At 41.3% G+C, this 24731-nt stretch carries 17 protein-coding genes; 7 read left to right on the plus strand and 10 right to left on the minus strand.

The genetic code is table 11. The features are described from left to right. Positions 1-168: 168 nt before the first annotated feature. Together CWD77_RS02860 and CWD77_RS02865 are read right to left on the minus strand one after the other, a co-directional pair. Positions 169-1500 carry a NupC/NupG family nucleoside CNT transporter gene (locus tag CWD77_RS02860; RefSeq protein WP_101071717.1) on the minus strand — a complete coding sequence of 444 codons (1332 nt, stop codon included), beginning with the start codon at positions 1498-1500 and terminating at the stop codon, positions 169-171. Next, positions 1497-2141: a thymidine kinase gene (locus CWD77_RS02865; RefSeq protein WP_101071718.1), complete on the minus strand. Its 645-nt coding sequence runs from the start codon at positions 2139-2141 to the stop codon at positions 1497-1499. The genes CWD77_RS02860 and CWD77_RS02865 overlap by 4 nt, the downstream gene beginning before the upstream one ends. Before the next feature lie 222 nt (positions 2142-2363). On the opposite strand from CWD77_RS02865, the gene CWD77_RS02870 reads away from it, so the two are divergent. Further along, positions 2364-4964, plus strand: coding sequence for an endonuclease/exonuclease/phosphatase family protein (locus CWD77_RS02870; RefSeq protein ID WP_101071719.1), 2601 nt, complete (start codon positions 2364-2366; stop codon positions 4962-4964). A 204-nt stretch (positions 4965-5168) separates the two neighbouring features. Continuing rightward, positions 5169-7610 carry an SLBB domain-containing protein gene (locus CWD77_RS02875; RefSeq protein ID WP_101071720.1) on the plus strand — a complete coding sequence of 814 codons (2442 nt, stop codon included), beginning with the start codon at positions 5169-5171 and terminating at the stop codon, positions 7608-7610. Positions 7611-7626: 16 nt separating this feature from the next. Here CWD77_RS02875 and CWD77_RS02880 read toward each other — a convergent pair whose 3' ends face one another. Beyond that, complete coding sequence (locus tag CWD77_RS02880) at positions 7627-8676, minus strand: glycosyltransferase family 2 protein (RefSeq protein WP_101072919.1); 1050 nt, start codon at positions 8674-8676, stop codon at positions 7627-7629. A gap of 102 nt (positions 8677-8778) precedes the next feature. Here CWD77_RS02880 and CWD77_RS02885 point away from each other — a divergent pair, with 102 nt between their 5' ends. Next, complete coding sequence (locus CWD77_RS02885; protein WP_101071721.1) at positions 8779-9285, plus strand: metallophosphoesterase family protein; 507 nt, start codon at positions 8779-8781, stop codon at positions 9283-9285. A 90-nt stretch (positions 9286-9375) separates the two neighbouring features. Then, the gene (locus CWD77_RS02890) at positions 9376-10857 is read left to right on the plus strand and encodes a phytoene desaturase family protein (RefSeq protein ID WP_101071722.1); all 1482 of its coding nucleotides are present in this window, start codon (positions 9376-9378) and stop codon (positions 10855-10857) included. 66 nt (positions 10858-10923) lie between these two features. On the opposite strand, the gene rlmD is transcribed toward CWD77_RS02890, so the two are convergent. The 4 genes from rlmD to CWD77_RS02910 form a co-directional block, all read right to left on the minus strand. Continuing rightward, positions 10924-12330: a 23S rRNA (uracil(1939)-C(5))-methyltransferase RlmD gene (gene rlmD, locus CWD77_RS02895; protein WP_101071723.1), complete on the minus strand. Its 1407-nt coding sequence runs from the start codon at positions 12328-12330 to the stop codon at positions 10924-10926. Positions 12331-12379: 49 nt separating this feature from the next. Continuing rightward, a complete protein-coding gene (locus tag CWD77_RS02900) occupies positions 12380-12961 on the minus strand; it encodes a Crp/Fnr family transcriptional regulator (protein ID WP_101071724.1) in 582 nt (193 codons plus the stop codon). An 11-nt stretch (positions 12962-12972) separates the two neighbouring features. Beyond that, positions 12973-15363 (minus strand): BamA/TamA family outer membrane protein, encoded by a 2391-nt coding sequence (locus CWD77_RS02905; RefSeq protein ID WP_240596617.1) that lies wholly within the window; start codon positions 15361-15363, stop codon positions 12973-12975. 243 nt (positions 15364-15606) lie between these two features. Beyond that, positions 15607-15861, minus strand: a complete 255-nt coding sequence (locus CWD77_RS02910) for a DUF2795 domain-containing protein (protein ID WP_069131265.1) — start codon at positions 15859-15861, stop codon at positions 15607-15609. A 281-nt stretch (positions 15862-16142) separates the two neighbouring features. Between CWD77_RS02910 and CWD77_RS02915 the strand changes: the two genes are divergently transcribed. Then, positions 16143-16853 carry a PIG-L deacetylase family protein gene (locus CWD77_RS02915; RefSeq protein ID WP_101071725.1) on the plus strand — a complete coding sequence of 237 codons (711 nt, stop codon included), beginning with the start codon at positions 16143-16145 and terminating at the stop codon, positions 16851-16853. 42 nt (positions 16854-16895) lie between these two features. Here CWD77_RS02915 and CWD77_RS02920 read toward each other — a convergent pair whose 3' ends face one another. Both CWD77_RS02920 and CWD77_RS02925 read right to left on the minus strand, forming a co-directional pair. Next, a complete protein-coding gene (locus tag CWD77_RS02920) occupies positions 16896-17312 on the minus strand; it encodes a VOC family protein (RefSeq protein ID WP_101071726.1) in 417 nt (138 codons plus the stop codon). A 99-nt stretch (positions 17313-17411) separates the two neighbouring features. Next, positions 17412-19472 carry an acetate--CoA ligase family protein gene (locus CWD77_RS02925; protein WP_101071727.1) on the minus strand — a complete coding sequence of 687 codons (2061 nt, stop codon included), beginning with the start codon at positions 19470-19472 and terminating at the stop codon, positions 17412-17414. Between the two features lie 136 nt (positions 19473-19608). On the opposite strand from CWD77_RS02925, the gene CWD77_RS02930 reads away from it, so the two are divergent. Together CWD77_RS02930 and CWD77_RS02935 are read left to right on the plus strand one after the other, a co-directional pair. Continuing rightward, complete coding sequence (locus CWD77_RS02930) at positions 19609-21003, plus strand: tryptophanase (RefSeq protein WP_101071728.1); 1395 nt, start codon at positions 19609-19611, stop codon at positions 21001-21003. Between the two features lie 142 nt (positions 21004-21145). Further along, on the plus strand, positions 21146-22510 hold the full coding sequence (locus CWD77_RS02935; protein WP_101071729.1) for an NAD-dependent succinate-semialdehyde dehydrogenase: 1365 nt from the start codon (positions 21146-21148) through the stop codon (positions 22508-22510). 248 nt (positions 22511-22758) lie between these two features. Here the strand turns inward: CWD77_RS02935 and CWD77_RS02940 are convergent, their stop codons facing one another. Continuing rightward, positions 22759-24723: a heavy metal translocating P-type ATPase gene (locus CWD77_RS02940; RefSeq protein ID WP_101071730.1), complete on the minus strand. Its 1965-nt coding sequence runs from the start codon at positions 24721-24723 to the stop codon at positions 22759-22761. Positions 24724-24731: the final 8 nt, after the last annotated feature.

Consider the following 24731-nt stretch of genomic DNA (forward strand, 5'->3'; position numbering starts at 1 on the left):
GAAATCTTTTTGATGCGCCGGATTATTCTATGAAAATCAACCCGAACAAGACTTGACAAAATAACATTAAAAAATGCCTTTAAAAACAGTAAATATGAATAGCAGGCCAAGCATTTGACTAGCCGGTCATATTTAATTTCTCATGACCGTAATTTAAAATTGGGTAGGTCAGAATAGAATTCCGGCAATCGTGGCGGTCATCATATTGGCCATTGTACCCGCTAATACAGCTAAAAGACCAAATCGAGCCAGATCCGATTTTCGATTTGGAGCTAATCCGCCAATACCTCCAATCTGAATTGCAATAGATGAAAAATTAGCAAATCCACAAAGGGCAAAAGTAGCCATGGTTATCGTTTTTGGAGATAGAACACCTTCCGAAACCATATCTGCCATCTGAAGATAGGCAACAAATTCATTCAACACTACTTTTGTACCCAATAGTGAACCCATATTTACAGCATCAGCCCAAGGTACACCTAACAGAAAAGCAATGGGAGCTAGAGCCCAGCCCAGCAGGGTTTCAATTGTCAGGTCAAAGTCAGGGAATATTGAATTAAAACCGGTTAATTCACCAATTTCAAACAGAAAATAGTTGGCCATTGCTAAGAGTGCAATAAATGCAAGAAGCATCGCACCTACATTTGCAGCCAGTTTTAATCCAACTCCTGCACCTGTAGCTGCAGCATCAATACCGTTTGCATCCGTTTGCTCAACACTCATTTTAACATCGCCTTGTGTTGCCGGCTCGGCATTCTCGGGGTAAAGAATTTTTGCAATGACCAGTGCGGCAGGTGCAGCCATTAAACTTGCTCCCAAAAGCTGTTCAGCAAATAACAGTCGACCTACATCAAGAGAAACATCATTGGCAAGGGCATAGGAATTTCCAAGCATCTGAACATAGGCTGCCATCACACCACCGGCGATCGTTGCCATACCTCCGGTCATCACTGTCAGCAGTTCAGACTGCGTCATTTTACTAATGTAGGGTTTTATCACCAGTGGAGATTCTGTTTGACCCACGAAAATATTTGCTACTACAGAAAGAGATTCAGCCCCGGAAGTACCCATAACTTTCTGCATTCCCTTCGACATCAAACTGACAACCTTCTGGAGGATTCCGTAGTGATAGAGAATTGCAGTAAGGGAGGCGAAAAATACAATGGTTGGCAGAACCTGGAATGCAAAAAAGTTACCCAGGCTACCTTCCATACCGGGACTTTTGGCCAGATCACCAAATATAAACTCCGCCCCGGCTGTTGTAAAATCCAGTACAACCACAAAGAAACTGGAGACCCAACTAAAAAAAGCTTTTGGCCAACCCAATGGTACCCAAACCTCAGCCATATCAGATCCTTTTAGAATAAATACAGCCAATATAAACTGAATTCCCAGACCTGTACCCACCAGTTTCCAGTTAACGGCTTTTCTATTTTTACTGAGCAGAAGGGCAATGCCTATAATTACGGCCATTCCAATAAGTCCGCGGAGGATATTCATGCGTTTGTCTCTTTAGGTTGATCGGGTTTATCTGAGATGTTCATTTTAGGAATAGGTTTACCCCTTTTTTTATCTACAGGGGGGCGAAAACAGTGACGGGCCCTGGGCTCGTAAGCGTCTTTCTCACCAACCAAAACTTTATCTTTGTTTTCAACAACCCGCTGAGAGAAGTTGGCTATTCTGCCACTTTCTGAACAAATAGCGTGTAATTTGGTGACAAACTCAGCAATGGCTAATAGTTGAGGCATGGGCTCAAAAGGCTTGCCTTCAAAATCCATATCCAATCCGGCGATGATGACCCGTTTCCCATCGTTTGCAAGAGTGTTTGCAACCTCAACAATGCGGTCGTCAAAAAACTGTGCTTCATCGATACAGACAACTTTAGCTGTAGATGTTAAAAGTATGATCTGGTCTGCTGTATCAACCTGAATACCGGGTAGGGCATTTTCATTATGAGAGACAACTTCTGTTTCGCTGTAGCGGTTGTCGATTGCAGGTTTAACCACAACGACACGCTGACCTGCGATATGCGCACGCTTGGCCCTGCGTATTAATTCTTCGGTTTTTCCACTAAACATTCCGCCGCAAATCACTTCAATCCAACCCACATGATCTGAGACAAAACCGGGTTCGTTAATCATTCTATTCTATTAGTCATTTCATTTACTGCGTGGAATATATCCTTGTAGAGATAAAAGGAAAAGTTTTCTTTTTATAGGTCTTTACACCCAATGAATTCTGTTGAAATTTCTTTTGCAGACGGTCGGTTAATCAAAAAATTATTACCTTTTCCGGATACAAAACTTCAAAATAATCCTGCTTTCAAGGATTGATTTACAAAAAGACTATTCGTGATATCCAGAATGTTCGATTTAGCCCCGAAGATAAGTTCCAACCCTTTTAAAACTCTAAGCACATGTATTCTAATTGTTACGCTGTTTAGTAGCAGTGTGTATGGTCAAATCCTGGAAGATTTTGAGGATGGAACCAAAACAAGTTATGCCACTGAAAGCGTTAATTTGCAAACCGGAGAGTGGGTATTAGATGATGCCTTACTCGGGAGTTCTGATGGTGATCGAAAAAATGGGAATCAATCTGTAAGGTTGCGTGACGGATCGCTTGACATGAATTTTGATTTTCCGGATGGAGCAAATGAAGTGCAATTTTATGCCTCAAATGCGGGATTTAGCGGAGATACGGGGGGAGTTGTTCGATTACTGTACTCGCAGAATCAGGGCGAAAACTGGCAACAAGTAGGAGATAATATTGAGTTGACTGATGATCTCAGTCTTTATTCCATTCCGATGTCGTTTTCGGGTGATGTTCGTTTTAAAATTGAAAAATTTGAGGGTGGAAGAGTAAATATCGATGATTTTTCAATTGAACCTTTTACTGAATTGGCTGAAGATCCTACGCTTCAACTGCGAATAGATGGAGAAATTTTAGAAGATGGGAGTGAGGTAGAATTCCCGGTTATCAATGATGGAGATGAATATTCCATTGAGTTGAGAATCACAAATATGGGTGAACCGGACCTCAACATCAACGGGGTGGGAAGCACTCAACCCGGTATTTTTTCGATGAACCCGATTCCTACAGATCCAATATCCGGTGGGGAATCAGTAACGGTAAATCTCAGTTATTCGCCAAATAATCCGGGTCTCCATAATGCAACTCTAACTATAGAAAGTAATGATGCTGCATCACCGCAACTTGAGATCAATTTGAACGGTGAAGCCATTGATGAAAATGACTTAATTACTATAGAGAAAGCGAGAGAAGTAGCGTTTGGTACAAGGGTCTCTATTGCGGGCAGGGTTACCGTTTCAGATGAATTCAATGGCCCAATATTTTTTCAGGATGAATCGGCCGGTATTGCAGCGTATGAGTCTTCATTAATTGACGCCGTTGAGCGAGGCGATTCAATTCGTGTGAACGGTCCTGTAACTGAATACAATCCAATCAACGGTACAACCGGATCATTTTTAAAACAGATAGCCGCAGTTGAGGGGGATAATGAAGTTAGTTTCGAAATAATTGACGTTGAGCGAGTTGATCCTCAGCCAACAGATATGAACATCGAAATGATGAATAGTGGCGATTTTGAAGGCAGATTGGTAAGGTTTGAATCCGTCGACTTTCAAAACTCGGGAATATTTCAGGGAGAAAGTAATTACACCATATCAGATGCAAGCGGCAGTGGAGAGCTGAGAATCGATGGAAATGTAGATGATCTGGTGGGAGCTTTTATTCCCGAAGAGCCTGTTGAAATCACCGGTGTTATTGACCGATTTAATGGTACCTACCAAATCAAGCCGAGGGATGGAAATGATCTGCCTGCCGAACGATATATTCCTGAAGGGGATGACATCGATAAAGATCTTACATTTGATGTTGTTACCTGGAATATTGAGTGGTTTGGTGCCGAAAACTTAGGCCCGGAAGACAATGATCTTCAGATGAATAATGTGATTAGAGTTATTGAAGAGATTGACGCAGATATCTTTGCACTGCAAGAGATTGCTAATCAGGTGGCATTTTTTGGTTTGGTTGACAGCTTAGATAATTACAGTGGATTTACTTCAAATTATTCACAAAGCCAGCAAACAGCTTACCTGTTTAAAACTTCAGTTATGGATTCACTGGACTCAGGAATACTTTTTGATGGACAGGATAGTTTTGACTGGGCCGGCCGCCTTCCACTCTTTTTTGAAGTAAATGCAACCGTGGATGGAATTACCCGGCGTATCATTCTCTATAACGTTCATGCCAAAGCATTTGGGGATCAGCCATCTTACAACCGAAGATTAAATGCAGCCCAATCTCTGAAAGCCTATTTAGATGATAACAGATCAAATGAACGCGTAATATTCCTGGGAGATTTTAATGACCAGCTCACGCTTTCAACATACGATGGTGCAGATGAATCACCCTATTCGGTATTTTTGGAGGATGATTCATATCTAGCGATTACAAAAACGTTGGAAGATTTAGGTTTTGCAAGCTATTTGGATGATCAGTTTCAAAGTATGATTGATCATTTGGTGATTAATGAAAACTTGTTTGACTACTATCTGGATAGGTCACAAAGGGTAGAAGACCCCAGTTATATTGAAAATTTCGCAAATACAACTTCCGATCACGCACCGGTTTGGTCAAGATTTCAATTTACCGGCCAGCCTCAGGAACTGCCTTCAGAAATTTCTGTAGAACCAAATTATCCAAATCCATTTAATCCAACGACTGTTATTCCATTTTCGCTACCATCTCCCTCAAACATAACGATTGAAGTATTTGACATCTTGGGACGAAAGGTGGCAACTCCTGCAAATAATCAAGATTTCCCTGCAGGTGAAAATGAAATTGAGTTTAATGCAGCAGGACTGTCCAGTGGCGTTTATATCTACAGAATTCAGTTTGAAGACGGTACGGTTGTCAATGAAAAAATGATGTTGGTCAAATAGTTAAATAGTAATACCAAAGAGGCATGTTCAATTTTTGAAAAAAATTGTGTGGAGTCATAGAGGACAAAAAATTCAGAGTATACATAAAGCTCATTTTTGTGTATTTTCACGCTTCGTAAAATTTGTGGACTTCAACAACAGATTTCACACTTCATAACTACTGATTACTTTAAGAATACCAAGAGGCTAAACGTGTTTTTTACTATGCGACATTTTGTATATCTGATTGCCGGACTACTATTTCTTTTATCTGCAACCGATTTATCTGCACAGAGTTTCAACCCCGCCGACTTAAATAATGTAAATGTCAGTGAATTGAGTGATGAAGAAATTCGTCAGGCAGACCGTGAAATCCAGGACAGAGGGTTAAGCTTGAGCGAATTTCAGCAGCTTGCATTGGCACAGGGTGCTTCGCAGACCCAGGTTAATCAACTGATTCAGCGCATCAGGCAAGTTCGCAGTGGACAAGGCACAGCTCAGGATAGTGTTGAAACCGGTGAAACAAGAACGATAGAAACTGCACCGGATCGTAGCAGTGTTTCACGAAACGACACAACACAACAAGAGATGATATCAGATTCACTCAAGGTTTTTGGTATGGATCTTTTTGGCAGATCTTCAATTAGTTTTGAACCATCATTTAACGTTCCAACACCCAAAGATTACACATTGGGTTCCGGTGACGAAATAGTAATTGATATCTGGGGAGCGGCAGAACAGACGTACAGGGTAACTGTTAGCCCGGAAGGAAACATCCGAATTCCAAATTTAGGTCCAATTCAGGTTAATGGTCTGCAGATGGATGATGCTGAGAATAGAATATTGAACCGTTTAACGGATATCTATTCAGGTCTAAATCCAAATGATCCGGATCAGGGAAACACGTATGCTCAGGTAACTCTCGGCAATGTGCGAAGCATCAAGGTAACTGTAATTGGCGAAGTTGTTCAACCCGGTACCTATACCATTTCTTCACTATCTACGGCATTCAACGCTCTCTATGCATCCGGCGGGCCTACAAGGCAAGGTACATTTCGTAAAATTCAAATTATCAGGGATAAGGAAGTCAGAGAAACGTTAGATGTTTATGACTTCTTGGTTGATGGTAATCAGGAAAGTAATATTCGACTACGTGATCAGGATGTTATTAAAGTTGATCCTTATGAAAATCGAGTTCATGTATGGGGAGAAACAAAACGGAATGGATTTTTTGAAACACTTCCCGGCGAAACTTTGGAAGATCTTATTACATATGCAGCCGGATTTACCGATGAAGCGTATACACAGAGAGTAACCCTGGAAGGGATGACACCTACTATGAGAAACGTTACTTCTCTATTTTACCCTGAAGAGTCTGATACAGAAATCCAAAATGGTGACAAACTTCGAGTCGGAAAAATCCTGGATCGCTTTGTTAATAGAATTGAGATCCAAGGTGCTGTTTTCCGTCCCGGAGTTTATGAATACGAGGAAGGAGTAACACTCTATGATGTTATTGAAAAAGCCGATGGGTTGAAAGAAGATGCTTTCAGAGGAAGAGGAGTCATTGAGAGATTACAAGAAAATCGCGAACCTGAACTTCTCTCTTTTAATATTGAAAGGTTGATGGATGACCCTGCTGCATATGACATTCCGCTCCAGCCGGATGATGTAATTCGTATTTCAAGCATTTTTGATCTTCAGGAAGAATACACCGTCACAGTAAGGGGAGCGGTAAACAGTTCCGGTACTTTTGATTACAGAGAGGGTATAAAATTGAAGGATGCCATTTTGAGTGCAGACGGTTTCAGGGATAATGCTGCTGCATATCGTGTTGATGTTGCTCGCCGAGTGACAGATGGCGGTCAGACAAGAAGTAACCGTACAGCAGAAACATTCAGGTTTGATGTAGATGAAACTCTGGGTTTTGAAGATGAAGAAGGTGATTTTGAACTAATGCCATTTGATCAGATTTACGTAAGGACTAAGCCAAACTATCAAACACAGCAAACTGTACGGATTGAAGGCGAAGTCCAGTTTCCGGGCGAATATGTGATCAGTAGCCGAACAATGAGGCTATCTGAATTGGTAGATATGGCCGGTGGGTTATCTGAATATGCTTACCCTCAGGGCGCATCCCTTGAGAGAAGACTGAGTGATGAAATTGATGAGGAGTTGGAGTTTCTGGATGAAGAGGAGAGATCAGAGAACCTTGAGAATCGTGAAAGAACTTCTGTTGGAATTCGCTTGAATGAAGCCCTTCAGCGTCCAGACTCCGATTTAGACCTGATTCTGGAACAGGGAGACGTAATTACGGTTCCAAAAGAGTTGATGACCGTTCGTATTGAGGGAGAAGTGCTAAATCCAACCAGTGTAAGATATGATGACAGTCGTTCTTTTAGATCTTATTTGAGTGCAGCAGGTGGCGTAACCGATAATGCAAAACGTAGTCGGGCATATATAGTATATGCGAATGGTGAGGTAGATCGGTCCAAACGGTTTCTCTTTTTCAGAAACAACCCATCGGTAGAACCGGGCGCTACAATCGTAATACCGAGAAAACCTGATAAAAGGGAAATGACAGCCCAGGAAAGAATCAGTATTGCTGCTTCATTGGCATCAACAGCAGCAACGATTGCATTGGTATTAGATAGAATTAGTAACTAAGAAATTTGAGACCGGTTTAATTATTATCGGTCTTAAAGTTCAGTTCTGTAAAAGTACGTTTTCCTTTCAGGAAATAATCTGTAATGATAAGTCTGCCATAGACTAATTTCTTTGGTGTGGCAGACTTTGATTCCCTTTTACCAATTTTACGTTTAGCTAACGTTTTAGATAGCTGAGCATAATATGAAAAGTGTGCTTTGATAATCGCTAACGTTTCTTTTGGGTTACCTGAAACAAGTGATTTTAGCCCTGCAATCCCATCCAGACAGAGTCTGCCAAAAATCTTAAATACCGGATTCTGATCAAGATTTTTGGTCATCATAATCAGATTATTGCGGTAGTTATAGAAAACTTTTCTTGGATTGCCCATAGGAAGAGAACCTCCTCCAAGGTGGTAAACAATACTTTTGGGCTGATTCATTACTTTAAAACCACACTTATGCGCCCGCCAACACAAATCGATCTCCTCCATATGGAATTCAAAATCTTCATCAAACCCATTCAGTGAGTTGAATAGATCTTTTCGAATTGCAATAGCTGCACCGGAAGCCCAGAAGATTTCAACCGGTTCATCATATTGCCCCTCATCTTTTTCAACATGATCAAAAATTCTACCCATACAAAAAGGATAGCCCATTTTGTCGATATACCCTCCGGCAGCTCCGGCATATTCAAAATAATCAGACTGTTCAACTGATCTGATTTTTGGTTGTACAATTCCAACATCAGGATCTAAAAAACTTTCATCCATTGCGGAAAGCCATGCGATATCCGTTTCGGCATCGTTATTAAGGAAGATTAAGATTTCGCCTTTGGCATAGTTGGCAGCACGATTGTTTCCACCGCAATAGCCGAAGTTCTTTTCCATTTTTATAATCCGGCATTTGGGATAATTCTCTTCTACCCACTCTGCAGATCCATCAACTGATGCGTTATCAGCAATGATGATTTCAAAGGAAGAGTGATCTGTTTTTATAACCGATGGCAGAAATCGTTGAAGATGCTCAAGTGCATTCCAGGTAACAATAATGATACTATATTTTGGATCTGGGTTCTTTTCACTCACTTCGATTTGCAAATATTTTTAAAAAGTTATCGATAACATATAAAAGATTTTGCTCGCACTACAAGAGTTCATATAATTAAATAAAGATCATTTTAAGACGGCATGACAAAGATAGGATTAATATCCGATACACATAACTATTATGATCCACAAATAGAGGAGTACTTCTCCGACAGAGATGAAATCTGGCACGCAGGAGATTTTGGATCGATCGAGATCGCGGAAAAATTAGAGAAAATTGCCCCTCTGATTGGTGTATATGGTAATATTGACGGCCAGGATATTCGGAAAGTTTATCCTCTGCATCAGCGTTTTAGTAAAGAAGGGGTGGATGTTTGGATGACTCATATTGGTGGAGTGCCGGGGCGATATTGTATCCCAATCATCGAAGAAATCAAAAAGAACACCCCCGACCTTTTTATTTGCGGACACTCTCATATTCTCAAGATTGCCAGAGATCAGTCTTTGGATAAAATGTTATATATGAATCCGGGCGCCGCAGGTAAGCATGGATTCCAGGTTCATCGAACCATTGTACGTTTCAGTATAGATAATGGTAAAATCCATGATCTGGAAGTGATCAATCTCGGTAAAATGGGAATTGGCTGATCCTGATTTCCACTCAATTTTCTTATACAAATTGTAACGATTTTATCCGGTTCTCTGTTTAATTCCGAAAATTATCAATGGAAAAAAGTAATGGATCAAAAAGTCATTGTAATTGGGGCCGGACTTGGAGGGCTGGCAGTTTCATCTCTTTTGGCAAATAGAGGATTTGACGTCACCATTTTTGAGAAAAACTCTACTCATGGTGGGAAAATGCAGGAGATGGAAGTTGAAGGTTTTCGGTTTGATACAGGCCCGAGTCTTTTTACAATGCCTTTCATTTTAGAGAAGTTATTTGATATATGTGGGGAAAATCTACATGATTTTTTGACTTTTGAAGAGCTGGATCCACTGTGTCGTTATTTTTACAGAGATGGAGTTTGTTTCGACAACTATTCTGATGTCGAGAAAAGTAAAAGAGAGATCAGAGAGTTCGCTCCTGAAGACGAGGAGGCGTACTCTGAATTTTTAAATCATGCTGCCAAACTGTACGTTCAAACAGCAGATGCATTTCTTTTTAATCCACTTTATGATCTGTCAGATCTAAAAGGTTTGAAATTCACCGATTTTCTTGGGATTGATGCTTTCTCTACGGTTTCGGACGTGATAGATCAGCGTTTTCAGTCTGATCATCTCAAGAAATTTTTTAAACGCTTTACGACCTACAACGGATCATCTCCTTTTCAAGCTCCGGCAACACTAAATGTGATACCACACGTAGAACTGAATCAGGGGGGATATTATGTAAGAGGAGGTTTATACAGAATCTCTGAAGCACTTTACGAACTGGCCAAAAAGATGGGAGTTCAAATTGAATTTAATGCGCCCGTTCAAAAGATTTCTGTAGCTGATAAATATGTCCAGTCAGTAAAATTGAAAGATGGATCGGAGCATAACGCCGATTTTATTGTTGCCAATTCCGATGCTACAGATACCCTTCTAAATTTGATTAATGAGTCTGCTGTTTCGGTGTTCAAGAGAAAAAAGCAGGAATCTATCGAGCCCTCTTGTTCCGGGTTTGTAATGCTTTTGGGAGTAAAGAAGCAGTGGCCACAATTGAAACATCATAACATCTTTTTTTCTGAAAATTACGAGAATGAGTTCTCCCGGATATTTGAAGAGAAGATCTTGCCTGAAGATCCTACAATTTATGTGGCGAATACTTCATATACAGATTCCAATCATGCACCAGATGGTTGCTCTAATTTGTTTGTATTGGTAAATGCTCCTTATGTGACCGCAGACCAGGACTGGAACAGTTTACGGGAGAAATACAGCCAACATTTAATTCAGGAACTTGAAAGAAGAGGATTGGAGGGTATTGAAGAATCTCTGGTGGTTAAAGAGATCATTACTCCAGTTGACTTTCTAAAGAGATACGGTTCCAATCGTGGCAGTATCTATGGAACCTCATCCAACAGTAAGTTTGCCGCATTCTTGCGTCCCAGAAATAAAGTAAGGGGCATAAAGAATCTTTATATGGTTGGAGGGAGCACCCATCCGGGAGGTGGTATTCCGCTTGTGATTCAAAGTGCATTTAATGCAATTGAATTATTGGAAAGATTCAGAAAGTAGTATTTGTGCCAAACCAGTATTTCCAAATCATCAGAATTGAATGATTCATATCTGATAAGTTCAATTTTACCTTCGGGTTAATTTAGCAACGGCTTCAATGTGGTAGGTTTGAGGAAACATGTCTACCGGTTGAACTGATTCAACAACATAGAACTCTTTGAGTTTTTCCAAATCTCTTGCCATCGTTGATGGATTACAGCTAACGTAAACCAAACGATCTACATCAAGATTGCACAATTGCTCTACAACATCGGGGTGCATGCCCGACCGGGGAGGATCTGTGATTACACAGTCGGGTTGTCCATTTTGGGCCAGAAAATCATCGTTAAATGTGTCTTTCATATCACCGAGAACAAACTCCGCGTTTTCCACACCATTTTCCTGTGCGTTAAAATTTGCATTTTCTACAGCCACATCAACGATTTCAATTCCGGTTACTTTATCGGCTTTATCAGCCATATAAAGTGACAGCGTTCCTACTCCACAGTACAGATCAAATAGATGTCCACCGTTGTCCAATTCAGCATATTCTCTGGCTACGGAGTAGAGTTTTTCTGCCTGACGTGTATTGGTTTGAAAAAAAGCATTCGCGTGAATTTTAAAGGAGTGATTTCCAATCTGATCCACAATATAACCGGGACCGTGAAGTACATGTTCAAACCGGCCAACAGCTGTTGGATTTGGCTGGTCGTTTACGTTGTTCACAATGGTTGTTATCTGGGGGAAATTTTCGAGCAGTGCCGTCTTGATGGATTCCATGGTATCCGGTTCATCACGGAACGTAACGAGATTAACCATTAAATCGTCGGTAAAGTGACTGTTTCGTATCACCAAGTGTCGCATAAAACCTTCTTTTTTATAGGTGTCAAATGCGGCTATATTATTTTGGATACAGGAATTTCTGACAAAATCGAGAAGCTGATAGGAGATTGGGTCCTGTAGGTGACATTCATTCAGATTAAGAATTTTATCAAACCGACCGGGGGCATGTAGTCCCGCAGCGAAAGCGGAGTCATCTACATATTCATCCCGTTGAATCTCCTCTTCAGTCAGCCATCGTTTAGTACCAAAACTATACTCCATTTTATTTCGGTAATAAAACTCCTGGTCGCATCCTAAAATGGGTTTTACAACTTCCGGATCCAGATGCGCGATACGTTCAATATGATCACGAACATGCTGTTCTTTATGTTTGATCTGTTCTGTATAGGGGAGATGCTGCCAGGTACAACCGCCACATACATTTGCATGGCTGCACTTTGGCTCTATTCTTTGAGGGGAGGGCTTTAGAAGTTCCAAAACTTTCGCCTCTCGGAATGACTTCTTCTTACGGGTAATTCGAGCTTTTACAATGTCTCCGGGGGCTGTTCCCGGAACAAAAACGGCAATCCCATCATGTTTTGCAATACCTTTACCTTTAAAAGCTGTGGACTCAATCGTCAGTTCTACTTCGCTGCCTTTTTTTAATGCCATAGATGGAATTTCTTAAATATGTGGTGATCGAATTTAATTAAGAGAGGTCTTATAGATCTTTAGTTTCTTCCTGAGTTAATGCATGCTGATATTGAGTTTCGAACTGAATTTGAAAAGCTGTTTTAGTGTCCGCAATCTCAATGATTTTCTGCATTGAGAGGTCCAGCTGCTTCATGATTCGTTTAGAAGACGATTCAAGGAATTTTACGGCTGTTTGTGGATTTCTTTTTTTGAGAGTCTCGAAATCCGGTGTAAAAAAACCGAGGAGGGTACAGTTGGTCATGCATTGGGCTGAAGACAACCTGCGAGTTTCATATCCAACAGAAACAAGTCCAATTTCCTGTGGTGATTCAACCGTTATCGAAAAGGGTTCTTGATTATCAGAGGCTGTATTTATATTGCCGGTCTGATTTCTCACTTGAAGCTGAATTTTTCCTTCCTCTATGAAATATAAGCCACTTCCGGGATCATCCTGGTAGTAAACATATTCACCGCTTTTGTAATTACGGCGATGGCAGAGTTGTAAAAGCTCATATCTTTCAGTAACAGAAAGGTTCTTTAGCAATTCTGAGTTTTGAACAATGTTACTTTGTTGTTTCAATTTCTGGAGTTTACTGTTTTTTCCAAGCATAATTGATCGTTTTAAAATGAATGCCCAATACCAAAGCTGAAATACATTTGTCGATTTTCGAACCATCCCAGTTCTAAATCGTGAATTCGATAAGTGAAGTCAAATCTTGCTACTAGAAATTCCCAGTCTAATCGTAGACCAATACCTGATCCAACTGCAATCTGTTTATAAAATTCATCAATCCGAAATCTTCCTTCCCTCAACAGATCTGTTTCCTGATCATCAATAAAGGTGTTTCCCGGCCCATACCATACATTACCGGCATCTGTATGCCATGCAAGGTACCAATCAGCACTGAGAACATTCTTCATAAATGTTTGTCTGAATTCTGTAAACGCAGCAAGTTTTACTTCACCGCCGGGAATCGTTACTTCATCCGGTGGAATACTTCCCGGTCCCAGTCGAAAAGGACTCCAGCCGCGTATATCATTACTCCCGCCGGCAAAAAATCTACGGTTTAGAGGAATATTATCACTATCACCAATTGGGTGTGCGTACCCACTAAATATTCTGAAAGCGGCAACAGCATCGGGTGTAATACTGAAATATCTTCTGTAGTCTGCCGAAAGTTTAAAAAACCTGCTGTATGCAAGGGAATTAGAAGAAATACCTAATGGGGAAGGAAGGGTTTCTTCCAGTTCGCCGGGTGTAATAATGTAGCGGTCGACCAGATAGGGCACATTACCGCCTAATGCTGCAGAAACTTCACTAAAGTAGCCGTAATCTCTTTTTATCAGGTTTGTATCTTGTGCCCGGAGAGTGTACCGAATTACAGAAGAGAATTGTGGCCGGAAATCTTCTTCAATTCTCAACAATTCAAGAGAGTTCTCTCCGAACTCATTAATCAGGTTCTGTCTGAACTGAGATGACGGATCAGTATCCACAACATCGAGTTCAAACATGTCGATGAAGCTCTGATATTGCTGAGAATGACGTAACTCATACCTTAAATTAAATCTCACATCTGAGTTAATATCAAAAAAGAGCTGGTTGCTTTGACTATAGCTCAGTGAATACCGGGTTCGGGCTGATTCAATCCAAGGAGCATCACTTAAAAAACTAAGTGCCCGATTCAATCTCGGCAAAGTATATTCAACTCTGAATTCGTAGCTTTGAAATATATCAGATCCGGTTGTAGTTCTGTTACCCTCGTCATCACGGGGTGAAATTTCATTCAGGGTACTGGAAGTTACAAATTCAAGATTTGTATTTATTCCTATCGATAGGTTTTCAGCACGGCCGAGCAAGTTATTGTTATTGTAATTCAGGCCAATTCCGGTACCAAAACCATACCTTCTCATGCCGAAAAACTCTGTACGTATGGAGTGCTTTGGCAGAGTCTGAAGATCAAAAAACACAGGAATATTCTCATTTGAATAATCGGGAAGTGATCCGTCTTCACTTAATCCAAAGCGATTGATTAAGAGCATTCCTAAATTTTGATAGGCATTTACGGTTCTAAGATATGAAGACTGGTTAAATGATTCTCCCGCACGAAACTGAAGTTGTTCTGTCAATAAATCAAAATGTGTGTTTGCTTCATCTTGTTTGTCCATATAGATGGCAAATCCCGGTTCAGCAAATCGGCTATCCTCTTCAGTTATGGACTGGTCAAATTCTCCATTGCCATCCGGACCTGCAAGCTGAATATTGACATCTCCAAATGTATAAAACTCACCTGGGTTAATGGTGTAGAGTACATCTAATATGTATCTATCGTCTTCGTCACGTTTAATCAAAGCTCGAACGGAGTCTCGCTGAACGGATGCGAATCCATTGTTTTTTAAAAAATCGATTATTCGAGTCTGTTCCTGGCGTAATTTTTGAGCAGCATACTGTTCATTCACTTGAAAAGTAGAGTCATTTTCAGCACGCCCTGCAAATAAACTCTCGCTAAAAAATTCGTCCTCTAATTCCTGGTTATCTTCAAAATTGGGTAAGCCGGTATAGGAGATACTGCGTAACCTGGAGGACCTTCCCTCATCAATAATAAAGGAGACTTCGTATCTGCGAGGCCGATACTCAATAATTGTGGTATCGACGGAAGCATCAAAAAAGCCGAGATTTTCGTAGTAGAGGCGAATTCTTTCTATATCGCTAGCTACGGTTTCACGGTCGAGAAGGGCCGGTGATTCACCAACACCAACAAGCTGGTAGATATAGTACCACGGAGTGAATCGAGGGATACCTAAGAATTCGCGGTTGTTTCGTGTCCTGACCAATGTGCTCAGTGCACTGTTACTCACAGATTCATTTCCGGTGAAACGGACCATTCTTACTACTTGCTCCGGTTCATTCTCTTCAACAGATTCCTCACCTTGCTCTCCGTTTTGTGCAGCCGATTGTTCTGCAACGAGTAGTAGAGTGATCAATAAAAAGAACGGCAAGTAAAAATAACGCACGCAGGTGATCGGGTTTCTAAGTTGGTGAAATTAATCTCAGGCTGAAAATAGGATTTTTCAGGGAAAGATTTGTGATTAATAAGGGGTAAAGCGTTTGTTTATTGCTTTATTTGAAATTCAATACTCGAATTAGAAAACGGTTTAACGGGAGTTGAATTATGTTAAACGATAGGAATAAAAAAACGCGGTACTCATAAAGTCCGCGTTTTAAAATAATTGAATAAAAGAGAGGGTCATATTGGTTTATACATCGTCGTAATCGAATCCTTCATCTTCTTCTCCATGGAAAAAATCCTCTTTTCGAATATAGTCCGGCCAAATATCTTCAATTCCTTCATAAATGGTTTCTTCACCCTCTTCAATTTCATCAAGTTCGTAGAGGTTATCGATGGCCTGCTGCGGTAAACCGTTACGCTCGGCCCACTCGATTAATTCTTCTCTTGTTGCCGGAAAAGGTGCATCATCAAGTGCTGCGGCTAATTCAACTGTCCAAATCATAATATTTTCTTTTCAGTAGGTGTTTAGTTGCAATGTTATTTCTATCTGTTTTCGAATTCTATAAAACGTTTCCTGATGAGAAATGCAAATAATTTCGCGGAAAATAGATAAAAAGAGTCAGATCTCATCAAAAAATATTTACAGACATTGAATTTCCATATAAAATGAGCATCCATCTTTGAAAGTTGGATAACTCCTTAACGTCAGTAAACTCTTTTCCACGGCATGATGTTCTTTTAATATCTTACAATAACACAAATAAATAGTTAAAAATTTTACACATGAATATTCTGTACATCTTTCCACATCCGGACGATGAATCATTTGGTCCTGCACCGGCAATGAGTGCTCAGCTTCGTCAGGGACATAATGTGCATCTTCTTACACTAACGAAAGGAGAAGCAACAAAACAGCGTTTCCGTTTGGGTGTTGATAAAAAGGAGATGGCTGAGATTCGCTATAAAGAGATGCAGTGTGTGGAAAGAACGTTGGGGTTAAGCAGCATGACGGTTCTGGATCTTCCTGATAACGAACTGAAACGGATGAATCCGATTGAAATTGAAAATGTCATAGAGTCTCAGATTCACAGGCTAAAACCGGATGTAATTATTACTTATGCCGTACATGGAGTCAGCGGTTTTGAAGATCATTTGGTGAGTCACGCCGTTGTTAAAAGGGTTTTTTGCAAACTGAAGGAGGAGGGAAGTGCTTATCCGAAGCGCCTGGCATTTTTTACGCGAATGGGGGAGGTCTATACAGATGGTACATTCAGACTGTCTGCGTCAAGTGATGAGGAGATTAAGTTCGTGAAGAAGTGTAATGACGCCGATATGGAGAATTTCAATGCGGCCCTGGATTGTTATGAAACGTATAAAGAGGTTATCGATGGGAGTGGTGTCCGGGAGGTTACAACGAAAGACGTACCTTTTGAAATTTTCGGTGAAGAAATTAGTGGGCGGCTTGAATCTATCGTGGATGGTTTGGAATCATAATATTCTTATCAAATCAGATCTGATCAAACAAGAATACAGAAATTACTCTTCAATATTCCACATACCGGATTCAATAATTTCTAAGCTGTTACCGGCAGGATCGCGAAAGTAGATTGATTTTAAACCGCCCGGCCACTTTACACTTGATTCAATCTCAATGCCCTTTTCCTTTAAGTGCGATTTCCAGCTTTTAAACTGATTTCGTTCAACAGAAAAAGCAATGTGTGCAGCTCCGGTCGTTCCATGAAGTGGTATTTTATTGCCATTCACATAAGTTTGCTCCTGGTTGGTGTGAATGGGGTTAAATATCAGAAGCATGGTGTTTCCGCATCTGTAAAAAAGATGACGATTTTCCTCTTTTCGGATTAAGTTTAACCCTAACGTTTCTGAGTAAAACCTTTCAGAACGTTCAAGATTGCGTGAATACAAGCAGGTCTCAATAATTCGATTCAATTTCATTTTCGTAAAATTTCAAATGTGGTTTAGTATCACAAATCCTGTTATTCGGATACAAATAGCCGGGTAAACGGGTAAATATGTATTTTAGTAAATGATGGATTAATTAGATGACTTTGTTCCTCTTATATCGATGGCAAAAGCACCTTCACCTTTTTCTAAAACAAATAGAGGGTTCATTTCCATTTCGAGAATTTCGGGATGATTTACTGCAATTCTGCTCATACTGATGAGTGCTTGTTTAACCGCATCCATGTCGGCCGGAGGTAGATTTCGCCATCCTTTTAGCTTCTTGCCGGCAATGGTCGATTCAATTAATTGGTTTGCTTCACTATCGCTGAGAGGTGCCACGGCGGTTTCTACATCCTTGTAGAGTTCTACTTCAGTGCCTCCCGTACCAAAAACCACCAGGGGACCAAATTGTTCATCCTGCTTAATCCCGATAATGATTTCCTGTCCGCCCCGAAGCATCTTCTGAATCAATACGCCATCCATTTCAGCATTTGATCTTTCAGCGGCTTGAGTGATTTCATTCCACGCTTTTTTTACATCCTCCGAGTTTTGCAGATTCACTTTCACTCCACCAATATCTGATTTGTGAGTATGTTCTTTGGCAAGAATCTTCATTACCACCGGATAACCCATTTTATTTGAAGCATCCAAGGCATCGGCTAAGTTTTCAGCTTCTGTTTGTTCAGGAAGTTTTATCCCGTACGCTTCAATCAGATGTTCCCAGTTTTCATTTTTGATATAGGTATCCGCATCGGCAGGAATATATTTGGCTGCTTCTTCCGGCTGATGATTTTCTGAATTCATCCACTCTTTACGCTGAACCATCGCAGCGATAATCGATGCGGCCCGCTCCGGAAACGACACATTTGGAACACGTCGCTTATGCAAAATATTAAGTGCCTCATCCACAGATGCTTTACCCATGATGGAAGCAATGACAGGTTTTTTGTGTAAACCGGCAGTTTCTCCCACAACTTCAGCTAAACTCGCGGGCAGAAACCAGTCCTGGGGCGCCTGAATAACAATAACTGCATCTACAGTCTCATCTGTCAGAAGAGCTTCGAGTGCAAGTGTATAGGTTGCGGGACCTGAGCCTGCAAGAACGTCTACCGGATTTTTCGCACTTGCGGCTTTCGGTAAACGGCTTTTGAGATAATTTTTAGTTTCGTTTGTTAGCGGAGCCATTTCAAGACCGACTTTTTCAAGGGCATCCACGGCTAAAATTGCGGGTCCTCCGGCGTTGGTGAGAACAGCTACCCGTTTTCCTTTTGGAAGGGGCTGCCAGGCCAGTGTTCGTGCCCAATCGAACATCTCTTCCATAGTTCTCGCTTCAAGGACTCCCGATTTTCGAAATGCGGCTGAATATGCCTCTTTGCTTCCTGATAATGCTCCTGTATGTGATGAAACAGCTTCTGCACCTTTTTCACTCTGCCCGCCTTTCAAAATAACAAAAGGTTTTTTACGGGCTATTTCGCGAGATATCTTTAAAAATTTAGCTCCATCCGAAACTCCCTCAGCATATGCTGTTATAACCTCAGTTTGACGATCATTTCCGATCAGATCAATCATTTCGGTTTCTGTTACATCAATCTGGTTGCCCAAACTTACGATACGAGAGAAACCCACTCCGGCACCACGAGCCCAGTCTATCACGGCAGCGACCATCGCCCCGGATTGTGATATAAACCCAATGCCTCCCTGCTCAGGCATCCCAACCACAAATGTGGTATTGACAGGTGTATGTGTGTCTATGGTTCCAATGCAATTAGGACCAATGATTCGAATACCGTGCTTTTCGGCAACTTCTTTCAATTTATCTTCCAGCTCCTGGCCTTCTTCTCCCGTTTCGCTAAAGCCACCACTGACAACAATGGCGTTTTTAATCTCTTTTGCCCCGCATTGTTCAATGATTTTAGGAACGATTGTAGCCGGCAGTACAACCACAGCCAAATCTATTCCATCAGGCAGATCTTCCACAGATGAGTAGCAGGGAATATCCAGTATTTCTGATGCATTTTTGTTTACGGGGAAAATTTCACCCTTGAATTTATATTTCAATAGGTTACGAATAACACCGTATCCCAATTTGTGAGGATCTCTTGACGCGCCAATAACAGCGACTTTTTTGGGAGAGAAGAAAGATTCGATCATGATCGATAAAGTTATTAGGATATTTTTATCTTAAATTAGACAGTGTTTGAGGAAAAGGCAAAGTCAAAACTCAATTATTACGGATAAACTTTTCGTTGATCTGCCATCAAGAAGACTAACAAACGATTATCATACCATGGAGCTAAAAGGATTTAAGACTGACACCATCATTGAGCCATTTCGAATTCGATCAGTGGAGCCTATCCGGTTCACCACAATGGAACAACGTAAAGCCCTGTTGAGTGAAGCGGGTTATAACCCATTTTTATTGAAAGCAAAGGATGTGGTTATTGATCTTCTAACGGATAGCGGAACAGGGGCCATGTCTGCAAAACAGTGGGCGGGCATGATTAGCAGTGATGAATCTTATGCAGGATCTGAGTCATTTTACAGATTCGAAAGCGCAGTTCAGGATATAACCGGTTTTAAACATGTTATCCCCACGCACCAGGGAAGGGCTGCTGAAAATATTCTCTTTACAACGATCGCCAAAAAAGGGGATGTCATTCCCAGTAACACTCATTTTGATACCACCCGTGCCCACGTCGAACACAACGGAGCAGAGGCTTTAGACCTGGTGATTGATGAAGGACGCCAGCCGCTGACTATCCATCCGTTTAAAGGAAATATGAACGTTGAAAAACTGGAAGGGACAATCAAGCGAGTTGGACAAGACAATATTCCGGTCATCATGCTAACGTTGACGAATAATTCGGGTGGCGGGCAACCGGTTAGTATGGAGAATGTAAAAGCGGTGTCCAAAATAGCCCGAAGTCATGATATACCATTTTTTATTGATGCATGTCGATTTGCCGAAAACAGCTGGTTTATCAAAACCAGGGAAGAAGGGTATGAGGACAAAAAACCGATAGAGATTGCACACGAGATCTTTAGCTATGCTGATGGATGCACCATGAGTGCCAAAAAAGACGGTATGGCCAATATCGGTGGATTTCTTGCTTTGAATAATGATAAACTCGCTCAGGATTGTCGAAGCCTTACAATACTTACCGAAGGTTTTCCAACCTACGGAGGAATGGCCGGTTATGATATGGAAGCTGTTGCTACCGGTCTGTACGAAGCATTGGATGAGGGATATCTGAAATATCGTATCAGATCCACAGCATATTTGGGAGATAAACTGATTGATGCGGGAATTTCGATTGTGCAGCCAACGGGAGGTCATGCCGTTTACATTGACGCAAAAGAGATGCTGCCTCAAATTGATCCGCTTGAATATCCGGCCTGGAGTTTGACCAACGCACTTTATCTGATTGGAGGTGTGCGTGCCGTTGAAATTGGAAGTGTCATGTTTGGCTTGCAGCCGGATGGTTCAGAGAAACCCGCATCCATGGAGCTGGTGCGGCTGGCAATTCCGCGAAGAGTGTACACTCAAAGCCATATCGACTATTTAGCTGAGGTTGTGATTCATGCATATAATCAGAGAAATGAACTGAAAGGATATAAAATTATATCATCGCCTGCTGTATTGAGGCACTTTTCAGCTAAACTTCAGCCGTTGGATCAGTAATCTAATCAAGCAGATTTAATTAATTTGCTTATAGATTTGATGAGTTCATATTTATCAAGGTAAAATACGATGAACCCTAAATTTCAATTATTTTGTTGAACATATAGATATAGAGAGTAAACATTCATTTAATAATACTGACATGCTACAATCGATCAATCCCGTAAATGAGGAACTCATAAAGGAGTATGAGGAGCACACAGATTCTGAAATTGAGAATATCCTAAAGAGAAATGATAAAGCATTCAAAAGCTGGCGCACCGTTGACTTTGGTCACAGGGCAGATTTGATGAGGAAAGCCGGTGATGTTCTTCGAAACAACCGAGATGAGTATGCGGAACTGATGACAAGAGAGATGGGAAAGCCAATATCCGGAGCCCGAGCAGAAGTGGACAAATGTGCCTGGGTTTGTGATTATTACGCAGAGAACGGAGAGGCATTTTTAAATGATGAAATTATCGAAACTGATGCTTCTAAAAGCTTTGTTACTTTTGAGCCATTGGGTAGTGTTCTTGCAGTAATGCCCTGGAACTTTCCGTTCTGGCAGGTTTTTCGTTTTGCTGTACCCGGTCTTATGGCCGGTAATGCCGGGCTGCTTAAACATGCTTCTAACGTTACGGGTTGCGCTTTGGCCATTGAGGATGTTTTCAAGAAAGCGGGTTTTCCTGAGGATCTTTTTCGAACATTGAAAATAGGAAGCAGTAAAGTTGCCGGGGTGATTGAAAATCCGATTATAAAAGCTGTAACTCTCACGGGCAGTGTTCCGGCCGGAAAAGCTGTCGCGGAAAAGGCGGGATCAGAGCTTAAGAAAACAGTACTGGAGTTGGGTGGAAGTGATCCTTACCTGATTTTGGATGACGCCGATATCGATAAAGCCATTCCAACTTGTGTAAACAGCCGTCTGATCAACAATGGCCAAAGTTGTATTGCGGCTAAACGGTTCATCGTGGTTGAATCCAGGTTCGAAGAGTTTGAAGAGAAATTTGTAGAGGAAATGAAGAACCGAACGATGGGTGATCCTATGGACGACTCGTTCGATTTAGGTCCGCAGGCAAGAAATGACCTTCGGGATGAACTTCACGATCAAGTTAAACGAAGTATTGATAAGGGAGCTAAATGTTTGCTGGGCGGAGAGATACCTGACCGGAAAGGCGCCTGGTATCCTCCAACTGTGTTGACTGATGTTAAGCAGGGTATGGCTGCCTATGAAGAAGAACTTTTTGGTCCGGTTGCAGCAATTATCAAGGCGAAAGATGAAGAGGAGGCCATTCAAATTGCAAACGACAGTATATTTGGATTAGGTGCAGCGGTCTTCACAGAGGATCTTGGTAAAGGGGAGAAGATTGCTTCGAAAAAATTAAATGCCGGTAACTGTTTTGTAAACTCTTTAGTCAAATCAGATCCAAGGCTGCCTTTTGGCGGAATTAAGGAGAGTGGTTATGGTCGTGAATTATCACACTTTGGAATTAAGGAGTTTGTGAACGTAAAAACAGTATATGTGGGATAATCGGTGGTTGGTATTCTGTAAATTAGAAAACTCAACGATCTTGTAACATTAAACGGGTTCGTTTCTCTTTTATACTAAACGAACCCGATTTTTATATCATGGATCTTCTTTCAAGACTTCTCGGACTATACATGCTCTTAGATATATTAAAAGGTATTGCTCAAATGTTTTTCAGGCTTTTTTTTGTCCGGATGAAAGAGCGTATGCCTGCCTACATTTACGTAAAATCCAAAAGAGGATAGTAATATTCAGGAATTTGATGAAAAGTTCATTTTCTGAATTCTAACTGCATTTAGGATAGCCAGAAGTGCAACTCCTACATCAGCAAAGACCGCTTCCCACAGAGAGGCCATTCCTAAAGCCCCCAGAGCCAGTACAACCGTCTTAACACCCAGGGCGAGACCTATGTTCTGCCAGACTATGTTTCGTGTCTTACGTGCAATCCTTATCGATTCTGCTATTTTGGTAAGTTGGTCGGATTGAATCACGACATCAGCCGTCTCTACTGCCGCATCACTTCCCATCGCACCCATTGCAATTCCAACATCACTTAAAGCTAAAACCGGTGCATCATTTATTCCGTCTCCGGCATAGGCTACTTTGCCTTTTGTTCGCTCTTTAATCTCTTCAAGTTTTTCTGATTTCTGTTCCGGTAGCAAATCTCCATAGATTTCATCAATTTTCAGATCACGGCCAACTTCCTCGACTACTTCTTTGTGATCTCCGCTGAGCATAACCGTTCGATCCACGCCCAGATGATGTAATTGTCGGATCGCGTGTTTAGCGTCATCTTTCAACCGATCAGAAATGGTTACAGTAGCTTGATGAATACCGTCAATTGCCATATGTACTTTTGTGGAAGAATTTTTGGATTCAGAACCTGACTTATTCAATTCAACCTGTTCGTTCTCCATTAGCTTTTGATTACCAATGACCACAGTTTGTCCCTCAATAATGGACTTTAATCCATAACCCGGTATTTCGTTCTGTTGATCTACTTTCAGCGAATGTTCGGGAGTGTAGATGTAATCAGTAATTGCTCTTGCAATAGGATGATTTGAGACTTTCTCAACCGCAAACAGATAAGAGCCTATTTGCGATTCGTTCATGTCGGAGTACAGTTCAATATTTTGAACAGAAAATGTAGCGTGTGTCAGGGTTCCGGTTTTGTCAAAGACTACCGTTTTGACCGAACGGAGTGCATCCAGAAAATTACCTCCTTTCACCAATATTCCATTTTTAGATGCTGCACCGATTCCGCCAAAATATCCAAGCGGGATAGAGATCACCAAAGCGCAAGGGCAGGAGATCACAAGAAAGACCAGTCCGCGATAGAGCCACTCCTCGAATACGTATGATGAGACAAAAAGAGCGGGAAGAGCTACAAGAAGAGTTGCCAGCAATACCACAATGGGAGTGTAAACTTTCGCGAATGAGCGTATGAACAGTTCCGTTTTTGCTTTCCTGGATGTCGCTTCCTGTACCATCTTCAGGATTCGGGAGATGGAACTGTTTTCGTAAGTTTTTTGGACCTCCAGCTCAATAACCCGATTTAAATTGATCATTCCGGCTAACACATTCTCATTATCCGAAATATGTCGAGGTTTACTTTCGCCGGTAATGGCAGAAGTGTCAAATGCAGCGCGATCGGTTATCAGTTTTCCGTCTAAAGGTACTCTCTCTCCCGGTTTCACTTGAATAATCTGGCCAATTGGTACACTATCCGGGTGAACAGTTTTGAAAGAGTTCCCGTCTTTGACGTGAGCTACCTCTGCCCGTACGTCGAGCAGGGCACGGATACTGCTTCTTGCCTTTTGAACGGCACTATGTTGAAATGCTTCACCAACAGAATAAAAAAGCATAACAGCCACGCCTTCGGGGTACTCGCCAATAAAGAAAGCTCCAAATGTGGCTATACTCATCAAAAAGAATTCTGTGAACACTTCGCCTCTGATCAGGCTTTCCCATCCCATTTTTACAACCGGATACCCGACCGGCAGATATGCAATCAGATACCAGGCAAGACGAAAACTTTCATTAAACCATACCGGATCAATGAAATAGTCCAGAATTAACCCAATGGTTAATAGCAGGGCAGAAACGATTGGCTGCCAGTGTTTGGTGAGAAAATTTACTTCATCAGTAGAGTAAGAGGGGGTATCATGATTTACACTGCATGTTTTACACCCTGTTTGAGCTGAAGATTGTGACATGGATCAAG

Origin of the sequence: Rhodohalobacter barkolensis (assembly GCF_002834295.1) — a bacterium.
Classification (GTDB): domain Bacteria; phylum Bacteroidota; class Rhodothermia; order Balneolales; family Balneolaceae; genus Rhodohalobacter; species Rhodohalobacter barkolensis.

Bases quoted from the DNA above. Each gene is read 5' to 3' on its own strand.
- CWD77_RS02860 (WP_101071717.1), bottom strand. From the start codon at position 1,500: ATGAATATCCTCCGCGGACTTATTGGAATGGCCGTAATTATAGGCATT.
- CWD77_RS02865 (WP_101071718.1), bottom strand. From the start codon at position 2,141: ATGATTAACGAACCCGGTTTTGTCTCAGATCATGTGGGTTGGATTGAA.
- CWD77_RS02870 (WP_101071719.1), top strand. From the start codon at position 2,364: ATGTTCGATTTAGCCCCGAAGATAAGTTCCAACCCTTTTAAAACTCTA.
- CWD77_RS02875 (WP_101071720.1), top strand. From the start codon at position 5,169: ATGCGACATTTTGTATATCTGATTGCCGGACTACTATTTCTTTTATCT.
- CWD77_RS02885 (WP_101071721.1), top strand. From the start codon at position 8,779: ATGACAAAGATAGGATTAATATCCGATACACATAACTATTATGATCCA.
- CWD77_RS02890 (WP_101071722.1), top strand. From the start codon at position 9,376: ATGGATCAAAAAGTCATTGTAATTGGGGCCGGACTTGGAGGGCTGGCA.
- rlmD (WP_101071723.1), bottom strand. From the start codon at position 12,330: ATGGCATTAAAAAAAGGCAGCGAAGTAGAACTGACGATTGAGTCCACA.
- CWD77_RS02900 (WP_101071724.1), bottom strand. From the start codon at position 12,961: ATGCTTGGAAAAAACAGTAAACTCCAGAAATTGAAACAACAAAGTAAC.
- CWD77_RS02910 (WP_069131265.1), bottom strand. From the start codon at position 15,861: ATGATTTGGACAGTTGAATTAGCCGCAGCACTTGATGATGCACCTTTT.
- CWD77_RS02915 (WP_101071725.1), top strand. From the start codon at position 16,143: ATGAATATTCTGTACATCTTTCCACATCCGGACGATGAATCATTTGGT.
- CWD77_RS02920 (WP_101071726.1), bottom strand. From the start codon at position 17,312: ATGAAATTGAATCGAATTATTGAGACCTGCTTGTATTCACGCAATCTT.
- CWD77_RS02925 (WP_101071727.1), bottom strand. From the start codon at position 19,472: ATGATCGAATCTTTCTTCTCTCCCAAAAAAGTCGCTGTTATTGGCGCG.
- CWD77_RS02930 (WP_101071728.1), top strand. From the start codon at position 19,609: ATGGAGCTAAAAGGATTTAAGACTGACACCATCATTGAGCCATTTCGA.
- CWD77_RS02935 (WP_101071729.1), top strand. From the start codon at position 21,146: ATGCTACAATCGATCAATCCCGTAAATGAGGAACTCATAAAGGAGTAT.
- CWD77_RS02940 (WP_101071730.1), bottom strand. From the start codon at position 24,723: ATGTCACAATCTTCAGCTCAAACAGGGTGTAAAACATGCAGTGTAAAT.